8 protein-coding genes are annotated in these 15,139 nt (G+C 71.9%); 7 read left to right on the top strand and 1 reads right to left on the bottom strand.

Annotated features, from left to right (window positions below; all coding sequences use genetic code 11):
- Positions 1–148 precede the first annotated feature (148 nt).
- The 4 genes from ACTWJ9_RS09425 to ACTWJ9_RS09440 all read left to right on the top strand — a co-directional run bounded on the left by ACTWJ9_RS09425 (position 149) and on the right by ACTWJ9_RS09440 (position 6,609).
- The gene (locus tag ACTWJ9_RS09425) at positions 149–1,996 is read left to right on the top strand and encodes an ABC transporter ATP-binding protein (RefSeq protein WP_387041579.1); all 1,848 of its coding nucleotides are present in this window, start codon (positions 149–151) and stop codon (positions 1,994–1,996) included.
- Positions 1,993–3,864, top strand: coding sequence for an ABC transporter ATP-binding protein (locus tag ACTWJ9_RS09430; RefSeq protein WP_279333779.1), 1,872 nt, complete (start codon positions 1,993–1,995; stop codon positions 3,862–3,864). The genes ACTWJ9_RS09425 and ACTWJ9_RS09430 overlap by 4 nt, the downstream gene beginning before the upstream one ends.
- A 433-nt stretch (positions 3,865–4,297) precedes the next feature.
- Positions 4,298–5,986, top strand: coding sequence for a M4 family metallopeptidase (locus ACTWJ9_RS09435; RefSeq protein ID WP_279333780.1), 1,689 nt, complete (start codon positions 4,298–4,300; stop codon positions 5,984–5,986).
- A gap of 101 nt (positions 5,987–6,087) precedes the next feature.
- Complete coding sequence (locus tag ACTWJ9_RS09440) at positions 6,088–6,609, top strand: DUF1990 domain-containing protein (protein WP_279333781.1); 522 nt, start codon at positions 6,088–6,090, stop codon at positions 6,607–6,609.
- Between the two features lie 100 nt (positions 6,610–6,709).
- On the opposite strand, the gene ACTWJ9_RS09445 is transcribed toward ACTWJ9_RS09440, so the two are convergent.
- A complete protein-coding gene (locus ACTWJ9_RS09445) occupies positions 6,710–9,397 on the bottom strand; it encodes a glycosyltransferase family 1 protein (protein WP_279333782.1) in 2,688 nt (895 codons plus the stop codon).
- Positions 9,398–9,733: 336 nt separating this feature from the next.
- Here ACTWJ9_RS09445 and ACTWJ9_RS09450 point away from each other — a divergent pair, with 336 nt between their 5' ends.
- The 3 genes from ACTWJ9_RS09450 (at position 9,734) to treS (ending at position 15,090) form a co-directional block, all read left to right on the top strand.
- A complete protein-coding gene (locus tag ACTWJ9_RS09450; protein WP_279333783.1) occupies positions 9,734–10,957 on the top strand; it encodes a S8 family peptidase in 1,224 nt (407 codons plus the stop codon).
- Positions 10,958–11,239: 282 nt separating this feature from the next.
- Positions 11,240–13,375 carry an alpha-1,4-glucan--maltose-1-phosphate maltosyltransferase gene (locus tag ACTWJ9_RS09455; RefSeq protein WP_443295567.1) on the top strand — a complete coding sequence of 712 codons (2,136 nt, stop codon included), beginning with the start codon at positions 11,240–11,242 and terminating at the stop codon, positions 13,373–13,375.
- Positions 13,372–15,090 carry a maltose alpha-D-glucosyltransferase gene (treS, locus tag ACTWJ9_RS09460; protein WP_443295568.1) on the top strand — a complete coding sequence of 573 codons (1,719 nt, stop codon included), beginning with the start codon at positions 13,372–13,374 and terminating at the stop codon, positions 15,088–15,090. Before ACTWJ9_RS09455 ends, treS begins: the two co-directional genes overlap by 4 nt.
- Positions 15,091–15,139 lie beyond the last annotated feature (49 nt).

Here is a 15,139-nt window from a genome sequence, read left to right on the forward strand (position 1 = left end):
TGATGGGGAGGTACGACTCGGTGCCGGTACGGTCCCGCGACTTCCGCGTACGGCCGGTCGGAGCCGCAGGTCGTAGGTCCGAGGACCGAGTCCGGTCCGGCCTAAACTCGGTGGGCAGCGTCAGTGGCGTTCCGTAGGCTCACTGCTGATGGCCATCACACCCCCGCTCCTCGAAAAGCGCGAAGCACGCGAAGCGTCCGAAGTGCCCGAAGCGCGATCCACGGTCCGTACGTTGCTGCGTCTGTGGCCGTACGTGCGGCCCGTGCGGGCGCGGCTGTTCACCGCCGCCTTCATCGCGATCCTCGCCTCGTGCATCGGCCTGGTCATCCCGCTGGTCCTGAAGTGGATGGTGGACGGCCCGATCGCCGACCGGGACCCGGCGGGCGTGTGGCTCGGCGCGCTGTACCTGCTGCTGCTCGGGCTCGCGGAGGCCCTGCTGTTCGGGTTCCGGCGGTGGCTGGTGGCGCGCCCGCTGGCGGGGGTCGAGGCGGGGATGCGGGCGGACCTGTACCGGCGTCTGCAGCGGCTGCCGGTGGCGTTCCACGACCGGTGGCCGTCGGGGCAGTTGCTGTCCCGGGGGACCACGGACCTGATGCTGCTGCGCATGTTCCTGGCCTTCCCCCTGACGTTCCTGCTGGTCAACGGGGTGACGATCCTTGTCGGTGTGATCATCATGCTGGTCCAGGACTGGGCTCTGGGACTGGTGGTCCTGATTCCGGCCGTGCCGGTGATGGTCATCTGCGTGGCCTTCGAGAAGCGGTACTCCAAGGCGTCCCGGCTCGCCCAGGACCAGGTCGGCGACCTGACGACGGTCGTCGAGGAGAGCGTGCTCGGCATCCGCGTCATCAAGGGGTTCGGCCGCCACCGCAGCCAGGCGCGGGCGTTCCGGGAGCTGTCGAAGGGGCTGCGCGGGACGGAGCTGTACAAGGCCCGGCTGCTGGCCTCCATCATGAGCGTCATCGTGACGCTCCCGGAGCTGGCCATCGGCACGACACTGGTGCTGGGGACCATGCGGGTGGCCGACGGGGACCTGTCCGCGGGCACCCTGGTGGCGTTCCTGTCGACGGCCCTGGCGCTGCGCTGGCCGGTGGACTCGATCGGCTTCCTGCTGGCGATGAGCCAGGAGGCGGCGACCGCGACCGAGCGGTACTTCGAGGTGATGGACGCCGAGGAGGAGTCCCCGGGCCCCGACGACGACGCGCGGGCGCCGGCCGCTCCCCAAAACGACGGCTACGGCGACGGCGGGCTGCGCTTCCACGGCGTCACCTTCCGCTACCCCGACGCCCCCTCCGGCTCCCCGCCCGTCCTGGACCGTGTCGACCTGCACATCCGGCCCGGTGAGTCGATGGCCCTGGTCGGCGCGACCGGCAGCGGCAAGACCACGCTCACCGCCCTGGTCCCGCGGCTGCACGAGGCGACCTCGGGGCGGATCACCTTGAACGGCACGGACATCACCGCGCTCTCCCGCGAGGAGCTGCGCAGCAGGGTCTCCGTCGCCTTCGAGGAGCCCACCCTGTTCTCGGCCGCGGTCGGGGAGAACGTGCTGATGGGCGCGGGGCCCGGGGCCGGGGAGGCCGAGCTGGAGCGGGCGCTGGGCGTGGCGCAGGCCGGCTTCGTGGACGCGCTGCCCCAGGGCACCGGCACCCAGGTCGGCGAGCAGGGGCTCAGCCTCTCCGGCGGGCAGCGGCAGCGTCTCGCACTGGCCCGCGCGGTGGTCGGGCAGCCCGAGTTCCTGGTGCTGGACGATCCGCTGTCCGCGCTCGACGTGCACACGGAGGCCGCGGTCGAGGCCGCCCTGCGCCGGGTACTCGCCGACACCACCGCCCTGATCGTGGCGCACCGCCCGTCCACGGTGCTGCTGGCCGACCGCGTCGCCCTGCTCTCCGGCGGCCGGATCACGGCGGTCGGCACCCACCACGAACTGCTGCGCACCCACCCCGAGTACGCCCACCTCATGGCCGGCGACCCGGCGGGGGAACAGGAGGACCAACGATGACGGCGGCCCCCACCGCGCCCGCGCAGGACAAGGGCGGCGAGCACGGCAAGGACGGCGAGCACGGCGAGCCGCATCCCGGCGACCCCTTCGACCGGGACGTACTGCCCACTCCCCCGGGTGCCACCGGTGTCCTGCTGCGTTCCCTGCTGACCCCGATGCGGGGCAGGGTCGCCCTCACCGCGCTCCTGCTGCTGCTCCAGCAGGCGGCGGTGCAGGCGGGTCCGCTGCTGGTGGCGTACGCGATCGACCGGGGCGTGCCCGCGTTCCGGGCCGCCGACCACGGGCCGCTGATCGCGGTCGCGGTGGGCTACCTGCTGTGCGCGGCGTCGGGCGGGGTGCTGCAGTACGCGTTCATCGTCACCGCCGCCCGGGTCAGCCAGGACGTGCTGCTGGATCTGCGCGGCCGGATCTTCCGGCACGCGCAGGCGCTCAGCGTCGACTTCCACGAGCGCTACACCTCGGGCCGGCTCATCTCCCGCTCCACCACGGACGTCGAGTCGCTGCGGGAGCTGCTGGAGGAGGGCCTGCAGGAGCTGGTCACGGTCATCGTGTCCTGCGTCTACGTCGCGGGGCTGCTGCTCTGGCTGGACCTCGGGCTCGGCGCGCTGGCGGTGGCGTCCTTCGTCCCTCTGTACGCACTCGTACGGTCGTACCGGCGGCGCGTCACGGAGGTGTACCGGCAGCGGTCGACGGCGATCGCCGCGGTGATCGTGAAGTTCGTCGAGACGATGAACGGCATCCGCCCGGTGCGCGCCTTCCGCCGCGAGGCCGCCAACGACGCCGACTTCCGCGCGCTGAACCGGCGGCACGAGCGGACCAACGGGAACGCGCTGCTGGAGATGGCCCGCTATGTCGTCGGTTCCCGGGTGGTGGCCAACACGACGGTCGCGCTGATCGTGCTGTGGGGTGCCTACCGGGTCGCGGACGGGACGCTCGCGCTCGGTGTGCTGGCGGCGGCGGTGCTGTACCTGCGGCGGCTGTACGACCCGATCGACCGGCTGGGCATGTTCCTCAACGCGTACCAGTCGGCGGCCGCCTCGCTGGAGAAGATCGCCGGACTCCTGGCACAGGTCCCGTCCGTGCCGGAGCCCGCGGCCCCCCGGGAGCTTCCGAAGGCGCCGTCGCACCACCCGGGGCGCGAGGTCGTCTTCGACGCGGTCCGTTTCGCGTACCGCACCGGCGGCGAGGTGCTGCCCCGCTTCGACCTCACCCTCCCGGCCGGGCAGACCGTCGCCGTCGTCGGCTCGACCGGCGCCGGCAAGTCGACGCTGGCCAAACTGCTCGCCCGCTTCTACGACCCCACCGACGGCCGGGTCCTGCTGGACGGCGTCGACCTGCGCGACCTCGCGGGACCCGAACTGCGGCGCGGGGTGGTCATGGTGACGCAGGAGGCGTTCCTGTTCTCCGGCACGGTCGCCGAGAACATCGCCATCGGCCGCCCGGACGCCACCCGTGCGGAGATCGAGCGGGCCGCGAAGGAGATCGGCGCGCACGACTTCATCGCCGCCCTGCCCGACGGCTACGACACCGACGTGCGCAAGCGCGGCGGCCGCATCTCGGCCGGCCAGCGCCAACTCGTCGCCTTCGCCCGGGCCCTGCTCGCCGACCCGGCGGTACTGATCCTGGACGAGGCGACCAGTTCCCTGGACATCCCCGGCGAGCGGGCGGTGCAGCGGGCGATGGCGACGGTCCTGCGGGGGCGCACGGCGGTGGTGATCGCCCACCGCCTGTCCACCGTGGAGATCGCCGACCGCGTCCTGGTGATGGAACACGGCCGCATCGTGGAGGACGGCACCCCGGCCGACCTCATCGCGGGCACCGGCCGCTTCGCCGACCTCCACCGCGCCTGGCGGGACAGCCTGGCGTAGGGCCTGTCCGGCGGTCCAGGGCCTGTCCGGCGGAGCGGGCCGCCGGACAGGCCCTGGACCGCAGCAGACACACGCGAAGTCACCACCGCCGTCGCCGTCACCGCCGCCATCACGGTCATCGCGGCCATCGCCGCCATCGCCGCCATCGCCGTCACACCGGCGAAACGCTCCGTTTATCGAACGTGAACTCCCGGACAACGGACTGTTTTCGGCCAATGTATTGACGCGCTCCTGACAGAAACCGCGATCTCCTGCGACTCTTCCCAAGGCCGTCGCGCGGCAACCCCACAGCGCCGTCGAACCGTCGTGCCCGGCCACCGCTCCAGCACAGCAGCACGTGGTACCGCGTACCGCCCTGTTCTGCCCGGCCGGCTCACCAGCCGGCCGGTCTCCCCTGGCCGCACAACCCGCGGCCGCGCAGAAGGAGTCAGTGTTGAGAAGCAGGTCCTCCCACAGACGCACCCCCCACACCGCACGCCGTCGCACCGCCGCCGTCGCCCTCGCCGGGGTCGCCGCGCTGGTCGCCACGGCCGTGCAGTCCGGCAGCGCCACCGCCGCGCCGGACGACACCCCGTCGGCCGCGAGCCGGGCGAACCCGGCCGCCGAGTCGGTCCGGCTCACCCCCGCCCAGCGCGCCGAGCTGATCCGCGAGGCGAACGCCACCAAGGCGGACACCGCCGAGGCCCTCGGCCTGGACGAGAAGGAGCAGCTCGTCGTCCGCGACGTCCTCAAGGACCGCGACGGCACCGTCCACGTCCGCTACGAGCGCACCTACGACGGCCTGCCCGTCCTCGGCGGCGACCTCGTCGTGCAGGGCGAGAAGCCCGGCGGGACCGAGTCGGTCGTCAAGGCCACCCGGACCACGGTCAAGCCCGCCACCACCAAGGCCGCGGTGCCCGCCGCCAAGGCGGAGCAGCAGGCCCTCGGCGCCGCGAAGGCCGAGGACGCCAAGAACCCCGACGTCGAGAACGCCCCGCGCAAGGTCGTCTGGGCCGCGGACGGCAAGCCGACCCTCGCCTACGAGACCGTCGTCGGCGGGCTCCAGCACGACGGCACCCCGCAGGAGCTGCACGTCGTCACCGACGCCACCACGGGCGAGAAGCTGTACGAGTGGCAGGCCGTCCACACCGGAACCGGCCACACCGTCTACAGCGGCACCGTCGACCTGACCACCACCCGGTCCGGGTCGTCGTACAACCTCACCGACGGAGCGCGCGGCAACCACAGGACGTACAACCTGAACCGCGGCACCTCCGGCACCGGCACGCTGTTCTCCGGCGCCGACGACGTCTGGGGCAACGGCAGCTCCTCCAACACGGAGTCGGCCGCCGCCGACGCCCACTACGGGGCCGCGCTGACCTGGGACTACTACAAGAACGTGCACGGCCGCAACGGCATCCGCGGGGACGGTGTGGGCGCCTACTCCCGGGTCCACTACGGCAACAACTACGTCAACGCCTTCTGGTCGGACAGCTGCTTCTGCATGACCTACGGCGACGGATCGGGCAACGCCAACCCGCTGACCTCGATCGACGTGGCCGCGCACGAGATGACCCACGGCCTCACCTCGAACACCGCCGGCCTGCGCTACAGCGGGGAGTCCGGCGGCCTCAACGAGGCGACCAGCGACATCTTCGGCGCGACGGTCGAGTTCTACGCCGGCAACTCCTCCGACGTCGGCGACTACCTCATAGGCGAGAAGATCAACATCCGCGGCAACGGCACCCCGCTGCGCTACATGGACCGGCCGAGCAAGGACGGCTCGTCCAAGGACTCCTGGTACTCCGGGCTCGGCTCGATCGACGTGCACTACTCCTCGGGCCCCGCGAACCACTTCTTCTACCTGCTGAGCGAGGGCAGCGGCGCCAAGACCGTCAACGGCGTCAGCTACAACTCGCCCACCTCGGACGGGCTGCCGGTCACCGGCATCGGCCGGGCCAAGGCGGAGAAGATCTGGTTCCGCGCGCTGACCACCAAGTTCACCTCGACCACCAACTACGCCGGCGCCCGCACCGGCACCCTGGCGGCGACCGGTGAGCTGTACGGCACGAGCAGCGCCGAGTACAAGGCGGTGCAGAACGCCTGGGCCGCCGTCAACGTCGGCGCCCGCGCCACTGGCTGAGGGCGCGGCACGGTGAAGGGGCGCCCGCACCGGAGGATCGGACTCCGGTGCGGGCGCCCCCGTGCCACCGGGTGCGCGGGGCCGCCCTACCCTTGGGTCCCATGTCTTCGGCGGACTTCACCTACGACCACGTCGGCGCGACCCGTGAGCCGGGTTTCTGCCCTCCCGGGTTCCATCCCCTGCACGTGCGCACCCGTCTCGGCGAGGGCCAGGCGGTCTTCCGCCAGGGCGCGGAGGCGGTGCTCACCTGGGAGCTGCACCGGGCCCTGGGCGTCGGCCTCGACACCACCGCCGACCGCGCGGCGCCCGGTGTCGACGTCACCGTCACGCTCGCCGGGGTGGTCAGGGCGCCGTGCCGGGTGGTCTGGACGCTGGAGGAGGAGCGCAGGGCCGGCTGGGCGTACGGCACCCTGCCCGGTCACCCGGAGTGCGGCGAGGAGGCCTTCGTCGTGAACCGCACCGGTGACGGAACGGTGTGGCTGACCGTCTCCGCGTTCAGCAGGGCGGCCCGGTGGTACGCCCGGGCGGCCGGTCCGGCGGCCCGCGGAATGCAGCACGCCTACGCCCGCCGCTGCGGCACGGTGCTGCGGCGCCTGGCCACGAAGGGCCTCGAGGAGTTCTGAGGCCCTTCGCGTCACCCGACGTCCGTCCGGCCGACATCCGTCCGGCCGACATCCGTCCGGCCGACATCCGTGGCCGGCGTCCGTCCGCCGGACCACCGGCCTATCGCATCAGCGGCCCCGCCGCCTCGGAGACCTCCTCCGAGGGCACCGCGACCAGGCCCATCTCGGTGCCGTGCGCCAGCAGCGGATGGCCGGGCAGGATACGGACCGTGTAGCCGAAGGGCCCGGTGCGGTCGAGGGAGAGCGGGCCCTCGTACACCCAGCGGCCCTCCAGGTCGGCGGCCCCCACCGGTTTCAGCGGGACGGGCGTCGCGCCGGTGATGCGGTCCTCCTCGTCCACCCGCCCGGAGACCGCCTGGACCTCGACGTCGTCCGGGTCGAGGTCGCCGAGGCCGACGCGCACCCGCAGCGCGAGGGTGGTGCCGAGTTCCGCGGTGGCCGTCGTCGTCCCGGACGTCTCGACGTGGTCGACGCTCACTCCGTGCCAGGCGGCGCGCACCCGGGCCTTCCACCGGGCGAGGTCGCGCGCCCGGTCGGGTCCCATCGCCCGGTGGGCGCGCGCGGCAGGCGCGTACAGGCGCTCGACGTACTCGCGGACCATGCGGCCGGCCAGCACCTTCGGACCGAGCAGGCTCAGGGTGTGCCGGACCATCTCCAGCCACCGGTCGGGCAGCCCGCTCTCACCGCGCTCGTAGAAGCGCGGCGTGATCCGCTGCTCCAGCAGGTCGTACAGCGCGGCGGCCTCCAAGGCGTCGCGCCGGTCCGGGTCGTCCCCCGCCGCCGAGAGCGTGGAGGCGCCCCCGCCCGCCCCGTCCGCGGTGGGGACGGCCCAGCCGAAGTCGGGCTGGAACCACTCGTCCCACCAGCCGTCCAGCACCGAGAGGTTGAGGCAGCCGTTGAGGGCGGCCTTCATGCCGCTGGTCCCGCACGCCTCCAGCGGCCGCAGCGGGTTGTTCAGCCAGATGTCACAGCCGGGGTAGAGCTTCTGCGCCATCGCCATGCCGTAGTCGGGCAGGAAGACGATCCGGTGCCGCACCCGCGGGTCGTCGGCGAACCGGACCAGTTCCTGGATGAGCCGTTTGCCGCTCTCGTCCGCCGGGTGCGCCTTGCCCGCGACCACGATCTGCACCGGCCGCTCGGGGTGCAGCAGCAGGTCCGTCAGCCGGTCCCGGTCCTGCAGCATCAGCGTCAGCCGCTTGTACGAGGGGACCCGCCGGGCGAACCCGATGGTCAGCACGTCCGGGTCGAGCACCCGGTCGATCCAGCCGAGCTCCGCCGTCCCCGCGCCGCGCTGCCGCCACGAGGCGCGCAGCCGCTCCCGCACCTCCGTCACCAGTTGCGAGCGCAGGGAGCGGCGCAGCTCCCAGATGTCCTCGTCGGGGATGTCCCCGACAGATTTCCAGTGGTCCGAGCGGTCCGAGCGGTCCGAGCCGCCGACGGTCAGCGCCTCCTCGGCGCGCTCGGCGCCGATCTGGCGGGCGCCGAGCCGGAACACCTCGGGGGCGACCCAGGTCGGCGCGTGCACCCCGTTGGTGACGGAGGTGATGGGCACCTCCTCGGGGTCGAATCCGGGCCAGAGCCCGGAGAACATCTCCCGGCTGACCCTGCCGTGCAGCAGGGAGACGCCGTTGGCGCGCTGGGCCAGCCGCAGGCCCATGACGGCCATGTTGAAGAGGTCGGGCTCACCGCCGGGATACGTCTCCATGCCGAGCCGGAGGATGCGGTCGACCTCGATGCCCGGCAGTTCGGCGTCGGGGCCGAAGTGACGGGCGACCAGCCCGCGGTCGAAACGGTCGATGCCGGCCGGTACGGGGGTGTGCGTGGTGAACACGGTCCCCGCCCGGACCGTCTCCAGCGCGGGGCCGAACTCCATTCCGTCGGAACGCAGTTCGGCGATGCGCTCCAGGCCGAGGAAACCGGCGTGGCCCTCGTTGGTGTGGAACACCTCGGGCGGTGCGTGCCCGGTCAGCCTGCAGTACGCGCGCACCGCCCTGACCCCTCCTATGCCGAGCAGCATCTCCTGGAGCAGGCGGTGCTCGCTGCCGCCGCCGTAGAGCCGGTCGGTGACGCCGCGTTCGCCGAGGTCGTTCTCCTCGACGTCGGAGTCCAGCAGGAGCAACGGCACCCTGCCCACCTGGGCCAGCCAGATCCGGGCGCGCAGCGAGCGGCCGCCGGGCAGCGCGAGGATCACCAGGGCGGGGGTGCCGTCGGGCTCCTTGAGCTGGGTGAGGGGCAGTTCGTTGGGGTCGAGGACGGGGTAGTGCTCCTGCTGCCAGCCGTCCCGGGACAGCGACTGGCGGAAGTAGCCGTGCCGGTAGAGCAGACCGACGCCGATCAGCGGGACGCCGAGGTCGCTGGCGGCCTTGAGGTGGTCGCCGGCGAGGATGCCGAGCCCGCCGGAGTACTGCGGCAGGGCGGCCGTGATGCCGAACTCCGGGGAGAAGTAGGCGACGGCGGCGGGCAGCCGGTCACCCTGCGCCCGGGGGCCGGACTGCTCCTGGTACCAGCGGTCGCCGGTCATGTACGTGTGCAGGTCGCCCGCGACGGCGTCGAGACGGTCCAGGAACGGGCGGTCCCCGGCCAGTTCCTGGAGCCGGTCGGGCGGCACACTGCCCAGCAGCCGTACGGGGTCTCGGCCACCGGCCGCCCAGCGTTCGGGGTCGACGGACCGGAACAGGTCGCCGGTCGGCGTGTGCCAGGACCAGCGCAGGTTCCGGGCCAGTTCGCTCAGGGGCCGGAGGGGGTCGGGGAGCACGGGTCGGACGGTGAATCGACGGATCGCCTTCAAGTTCCACCTCGGCGCGAGTCGCGGTGCGGAAGGACGGCTGTGTGCGTCCGGTCGTCGCGCACGACAGTACCGGCGGCAACGGCCTCCACGGTGGAAGCCGGGCAATCCGGCCCCGCTGCACCCTCACCCAAACGATTCACCTCATGGCGGATATGGCCGATTCCCCACCCACAGGCGTTCTTGTGGCACTTCGTTCCGCACGAGACGCTGCCACGGTGGCGTACCGGCCCGCGCCGGGTGCAACCCCGGCCCACGATGCCGTACGCCGATTCGCCGTACGCGGATTCGCCGTACGCGGATTCGCCGTACGCGGAGTGAGGGAGGGGAACTCGGACCATGGCACGGACGCGAACGCGGCGTCTGCGCCGGGCGGGGGTCATGACGGCGGTCCTGTGCGCCGCGACGGTTTCGACCGCGACCCTGCCCGCGCACGCCGCGCCTGAGGGGCGGATATCCGGCGCCGGGGCACCCGGCTCCGTGACCGGCAGCTACCTGGTGACACTGGAGAAGGGGACCGCGGCACGCTCGGCGGCCGGCCGGGATCTCGTGCGGCGCTACGGGGCGAGAATCAGCCATACCTACGGCACCGTGCTCAACGGCTACGCCGTCCGGGCCGGCGCGAGAGCGGCCGCGCGGCTCGCGGCCGACCCCCGGGTCGCCTCGGTCGCCCAGGACACCCGGGTGACACCGGCCCGGACACCGGAGAAGCCGAACCACGCGCAGCAGAACCCGCCGTCCTGGGGACTGGACCGCCTGGACCAGCGGAACCTGCCGATGGACGGGCGGTACACCGCTCCGGCCACGGCGGGCGCGGGGGTGACGGTCTACGTCATCGACACCGGCGTACGGATATCGCACCGCGACTTCGGCGGGCGGGCCCGGCACGGCTGGGACTTCGTCCAGAACGACCGGACCGCCCAGGACGGCAACGGTCACGGCACTCATGTGGCCGGCATCATCGCGGGCAAGGGTCACGGCGTCGCGAAGCGGGCCGACATCGTCTCCGTCCGCGTGCTCGACGACAACGGGTCGGGCACCACGGCCCAGGTGATCGCGGGCATCGACTGGGTGACCCGGAACGCGGTCGGGCCCGCGGTCGCCAATCTCAGCCTCAGCGGCTTCCACAACGCGCAACTGAACGCCGCCGTACGGAAGTCCATCGCGTCCGGCGTCAGCTACACGGTCGCCGCGGGAAACGAGGGAACGGCGGCGGCGCTGTACTCGCCCGCGGGTGTGCAGCAGGCGATCACGGTGGGTGCGACCGACCGGCAGGACAAGAAACCGGCCTTTTCCAACCACGGTTCCGCCCTCGATCTGTTCGCCCCGGGGGTGTCCATCACCTCGGCGTCGGCCGCGAGCGACACCGGGCACGTCACCGCCTCGGGTACGTCGATGGCCTCCCCGCACGCGGCGGGCGCGGCGGCGCTGTACCTCGCCGAGCATCGGCGGGCCACCCCGGCGCAGGTGGCGAACGCCCTGGTCAAGGGGGCGACGGGCGGGAAGGTGAGCGGTCGCGGGCTCGGTTCGCCGGACCGGCTGCTCCGGACGCCACCGCGGTAGTGCGCACCCGCCGGGCCCCCGCGCCACGATCACCCGGGCACCCGCGGGGAAGCGGGAGGGGGCCGGGAACGGGCTCGTCGAGGACCGGCTCCGTCCCTCACGGACGGGGCCGGTCTTGTATGTCGACATACGCACGAGTAGTTAGCAAAGCGCCGGATTGCCCACCCGAACAGTGTGGGAAGGCTCCTGCGGTACACCCCTCAGGAACCCCACGCAGCGTCAAGCAGGACCCACCTCCCCACAGTCATCCGCCCACCCACGTTGACGCGGACAGGAGCGGTCATGCCCGCCACACATCATTCGTCGTCGGCCCCTTCGACGCCTTCTCCACAGCCCGCCGCCGGAACGCCCCCACCGGCCGCGGCGAACTCGACCTCCCTGGGGCGCATTCCCGTCCTCGACGTCCGGCCGATGGTCCATCAGGGGCGCCGGCCGGCGAAGGCCGTCGTCGGTGAGACGTTCGAGGTGACGGCCACCGTGTTCCGTGAGGGGCACGAGGCGGTGGCCGCCCATGTCGTCCTGACGGATCCCGAGGGCCGGCCGGGGCCCCTCGTCCCGATGCGGGAGCTGGCGCCGGGCACGGACCGGTGGGGGGCGACCGTCTGCGCCCGTGCGACGGGGCGTTGGACGTACACCGTCGAGGCGTGGAGCGATCCCGTCACGACCTGGCGCCGCCACGCACGGATCAAGATCCCGGCGGGCACGGACACGGAACTGGTGCTGGAGGAGGGCGCCCTGCTCCACGAGCGGGCGGCGGCCGGAGTGCCGGAACCGGACCGACGGGGCGTACTCCTCGCCGCGGTGGACGCGCTGCGCGACGAACGACGGCCGACGGCCTCCCGGTTGGCGGCGGCACTGACGCCGGAGGTGGACGCGGTCCTGGCCCGCCACCCCCTGCGCGAACTGCTCACCACCGGCGACCCGATGCCCCTGCTCGTGGAACGCGAACGCGCCCTGTACGGCTCCTGGTACGAGTTCTTCCCCCGCTCCGAGGGCACCCCCCAACAGCCGCACGGCACCTTCACCACCGCCGCCCGCCGGCTGCCCGCCATCGCCGCCATGGGCTTCGACGTCGTCTACCTCCCCCCCATCCACCCCATCGGCACCACCCACCGCAAGGGCCGCGACAACACCCTCACCGCCACCCCCGACGACGTCGGCGTGCCCTGGGCCATCGGCTCCCCCGAGGGCGGCCACGACACCGTCCACCCCCAACTGGGCACCCTGGCCGACTTCACCCGCTTCGTCACCCGGGCCGGCGAACTCGGCCTGGAGGTCGCCCTCGACCTCGCCCTGCAGTGCTCCCCCGACCACCCCTGGGTGCACAAACACCCCCAGTGGTTCCACCACCGCCCCGACGGCACCATCGCCCATGCGGAGAACCCGCCCAAGAAGTACCAGGACATCTACCCGCTCGCCTTCGACACCGACCCGGACGGCCTGACCGCCGAAACCGTGCGGCTGCTGCGGCACTGGATGACCGCCGGCGTGCGGATCTTCCGGGTGGACAACCCGCACACCAAACCGGTGGCCTTCTGGGAACGGGTGATCGCCGACATCAACCGCACCGACCCCGACGTCATCTTCCTGGCGGAGGCCTTCACCCGCCCGGCGATGATGCACACCCTGGCGGCCGTCGGCTTCCAGCAGTCCTACACCTACTTCACCTGGCGCACCACCAAACGGGAACTGACCGACTACCTCACCGAACTGTCGGGGGAGGCGGCCTGCTCCATGCGGCCCAACCTGTTCACCAACACCCCCGACATCCTGCACGCCTACCTGCAGCACGGCGGCCGGCCCGCCTTCGAGGTCCGCGCCGTGCTGGCCGCCACCCTCTCGCCGTCCTGGGGCATCTACAGCGGCTACGAACTGTGTGAGAACACCCCGCTGCGGGAGGGCTCGGAGGAGTACCTGCACTCGGAGAAGTACCAGCTCACCGCCCGCGACTGGGAGGGCGCCGAACGCCGGGGCGAGACCATCACCCCCCTGATCACCCGGCTCAACACCATCCGACGGGAGAATCCGGCGCTGCGCCAGCTGCGGGACCTCCACTTCCACCGGGCGGACCAGGAGCCGGTGATCGTCTACTCGAAGCGGAAGGGGTCGAACACGGTCCTGGTGGTCGCCAACCTCGACCCGCACCACACCCAGGAGGCCACCGTCTCGTTGGACATGCCGCAACTCGGCCTGGAACGGCACGAGTCGGTGCCGGTGCACGACGAGCTCACCGGCGAGACCTATCACTGGGGCAGCACCAACTACGTGCGTCTGGGACCGGGCGGCGCGCATGTGCTCGTCGTCGGCCGGGAAGCCGACGGCCGCACGGCACCGACCACCACCGCCGCGGCCCCGGATGAGCACGGCACGACTCTGCGACCGTCCACCCCGCAGATCGGAGGGTCACCCGCATCATGATCGTCAACGAGCCCGTACCGGACACCTTCGAGGACACACCGGCGAAAGACCGCGACCCGGACTGGTTCAAACGGGCCGTCTTCTACGAGGTCCTGGTCCGTTCCTTCCAGGACAGCAACGGCGACGGCATCGGCGACCTGAAGGGGCTGACCGCCAAACTCGACTATCTGCAGTGGCTCGGCGTCGACTGCCTGTGGCTGCCCCCCTTCTTCAAGTCACCCCTGCGCGACGGCGGTTACGACGTCTCCGACTACACCGCCGTACTGCCCGACTTCGGTGACCTCGCCGACTTCGTCGAGTTCGCCGACGCCGCGCACCAGCGCGGCATGCGCGTGATCATCGACTTCGTCATGAACCACACCAGCGACCAGCACCCCTGGTTCCAGGAGTCCCGCAAGGACCCGGACGGCCCCTACGGCGACTACTACGTCTGGGCGGACGACGACAAGCAGTTCCAGGACGCGCGGATCATCTTCGTCGACACCGAGGCGTCCAACTGGACCTACGACCCGGTGCGCGGACAGTACTACTGGCACCGGTTCTTCTCCCACCAGCCGGACCTCAACTACGAGAACCCGGCCGTGCAGGAGGAGATGATCTCCGCGTTGAAGTTCTGGCTGGACCTGGGGATCGACGGTTTCCGGCTGGACGCGGTGCCCTATCTCTACCAGGAGGAAGGCACCAACTGCGAGAACCTGCCCGCGACGCACGCGTTCCTCAAGCGGGTGCGCAAGGAGATCGACAGCCAGTACCCGGACACCGTGCTGCTGGCCGAGGCGAACCAGTGGCCCGAGGACGTGGTCGACTACTTCGGCGACTACACCGCCGGCGGCGACGAATGCCACATGGCCTTCCACTTCCCCGTCATGCCCCGCATCTTCATGGCCGTACGCCGCGAATCGCGCCACCCGGTCTCCGAGATCCTCGCCAAGACCCCCGCCATCCCCGCCGGCTGCCAGTGGGGCATCTTCCTGCGCAACCACGACGAACTGACCCTGGAGATGGTCACCGACGAGGAACGCGACTACATGTGGGCCGAGTACGCCAAGGACCCCCGCATGCGCGCCAACATCGGCATCCGCCGCCGGCTCGCCCCGCTGCTGGACAACGACCGCAACCAGATCGAACTCTTCACCGCCCTGCTGCTGTCCCTGCCCGGCTCGCCGATCCTCTACTACGGCGACGAGATCGGCATGGGCGACAACATCTGGCTCGGCGACCGCGACGCGGTGCGCACCCCGATGCAGTGGACCCCCGACCGCAACGCCGGCTTCTCCTCCTGCGACCCGGGCCGGCTGTTCCTGCCCACCATCATGGACCCGGTCCACGGCTACCAGGTCAGCAACGTCGAGGCGTCCATGGCCTCCCCGTCCTCGCTGCTGCACTGGACCCGCCGCATGATCGAGATCCGCAAGCAGAACCCCGCCTTCGGCCTGGGCACCTACACCGAGCTGCCCTCCTCCAACCCCGCGGTCCTCGCCTTCCTGCGGGAGGCCCCCCCGAACGGGGAAAACGGAGACGACCTGGTGCTCTGCGTCAACAACTTCTCCCGCTTCGCCCAGCCCACCGAACTCGACCTGAGCGCCTTCGCGGGCCGCCATCCGGTCGAGCTGTTCGGCGGGGTGCGCTTCCCCGCCGTCGGTGAACTGCCGTACCTGCTGACCCTGGGGGGCCACGGCTTCTACTGGTTCCGGCTGCGCGGGGACGCCGCGTAGCACCCGTCTCTCCCCCCGGGCGGGGCGGTTTCCCCCGCGCCGCCCGGGG

The sequence above is a fragment of the Streptomyces sp. GDS52 genome, from assembly GCF_052246875.1.
Lineage (GTDB): Bacteria > Actinomycetota > Actinomycetes > Streptomycetales > Streptomycetaceae > Streptomyces > Streptomyces cathayae.

What these genes read in the sequence shown, in the direction of transcription:
- ACTWJ9_RS09450 (WP_279333783.1), top strand. Translation starts at nt 9,734, where the DNA reads ATGGCACGGACGCGAACGCGGCGTCTGCGCCGGGCGGGGGTCATGACG.
- ACTWJ9_RS09440 (WP_279333781.1), top strand. Translation starts at nt 6,088, where the DNA reads ATGTCTTCGGCGGACTTCACCTACGACCACGTCGGCGCGACCCGTGAG.
- ACTWJ9_RS09455 (WP_443295567.1), top strand. Translation starts at nt 11,240, where the DNA reads ATGCCCGCCACACATCATTCGTCGTCGGCCCCTTCGACGCCTTCTCCA.
- ACTWJ9_RS09425 (WP_387041579.1), top strand. Translation starts at nt 149, where the DNA reads ATGGCCATCACACCCCCGCTCCTCGAAAAGCGCGAAGCACGCGAAGCG.
- treS (WP_443295568.1), top strand. Translation starts at nt 13,372, where the DNA reads ATGATCGTCAACGAGCCCGTACCGGACACCTTCGAGGACACACCGGCG.
- ACTWJ9_RS09430 (WP_279333779.1), top strand. Translation starts at nt 1,993, where the DNA reads ATGACGGCGGCCCCCACCGCGCCCGCGCAGGACAAGGGCGGCGAGCAC.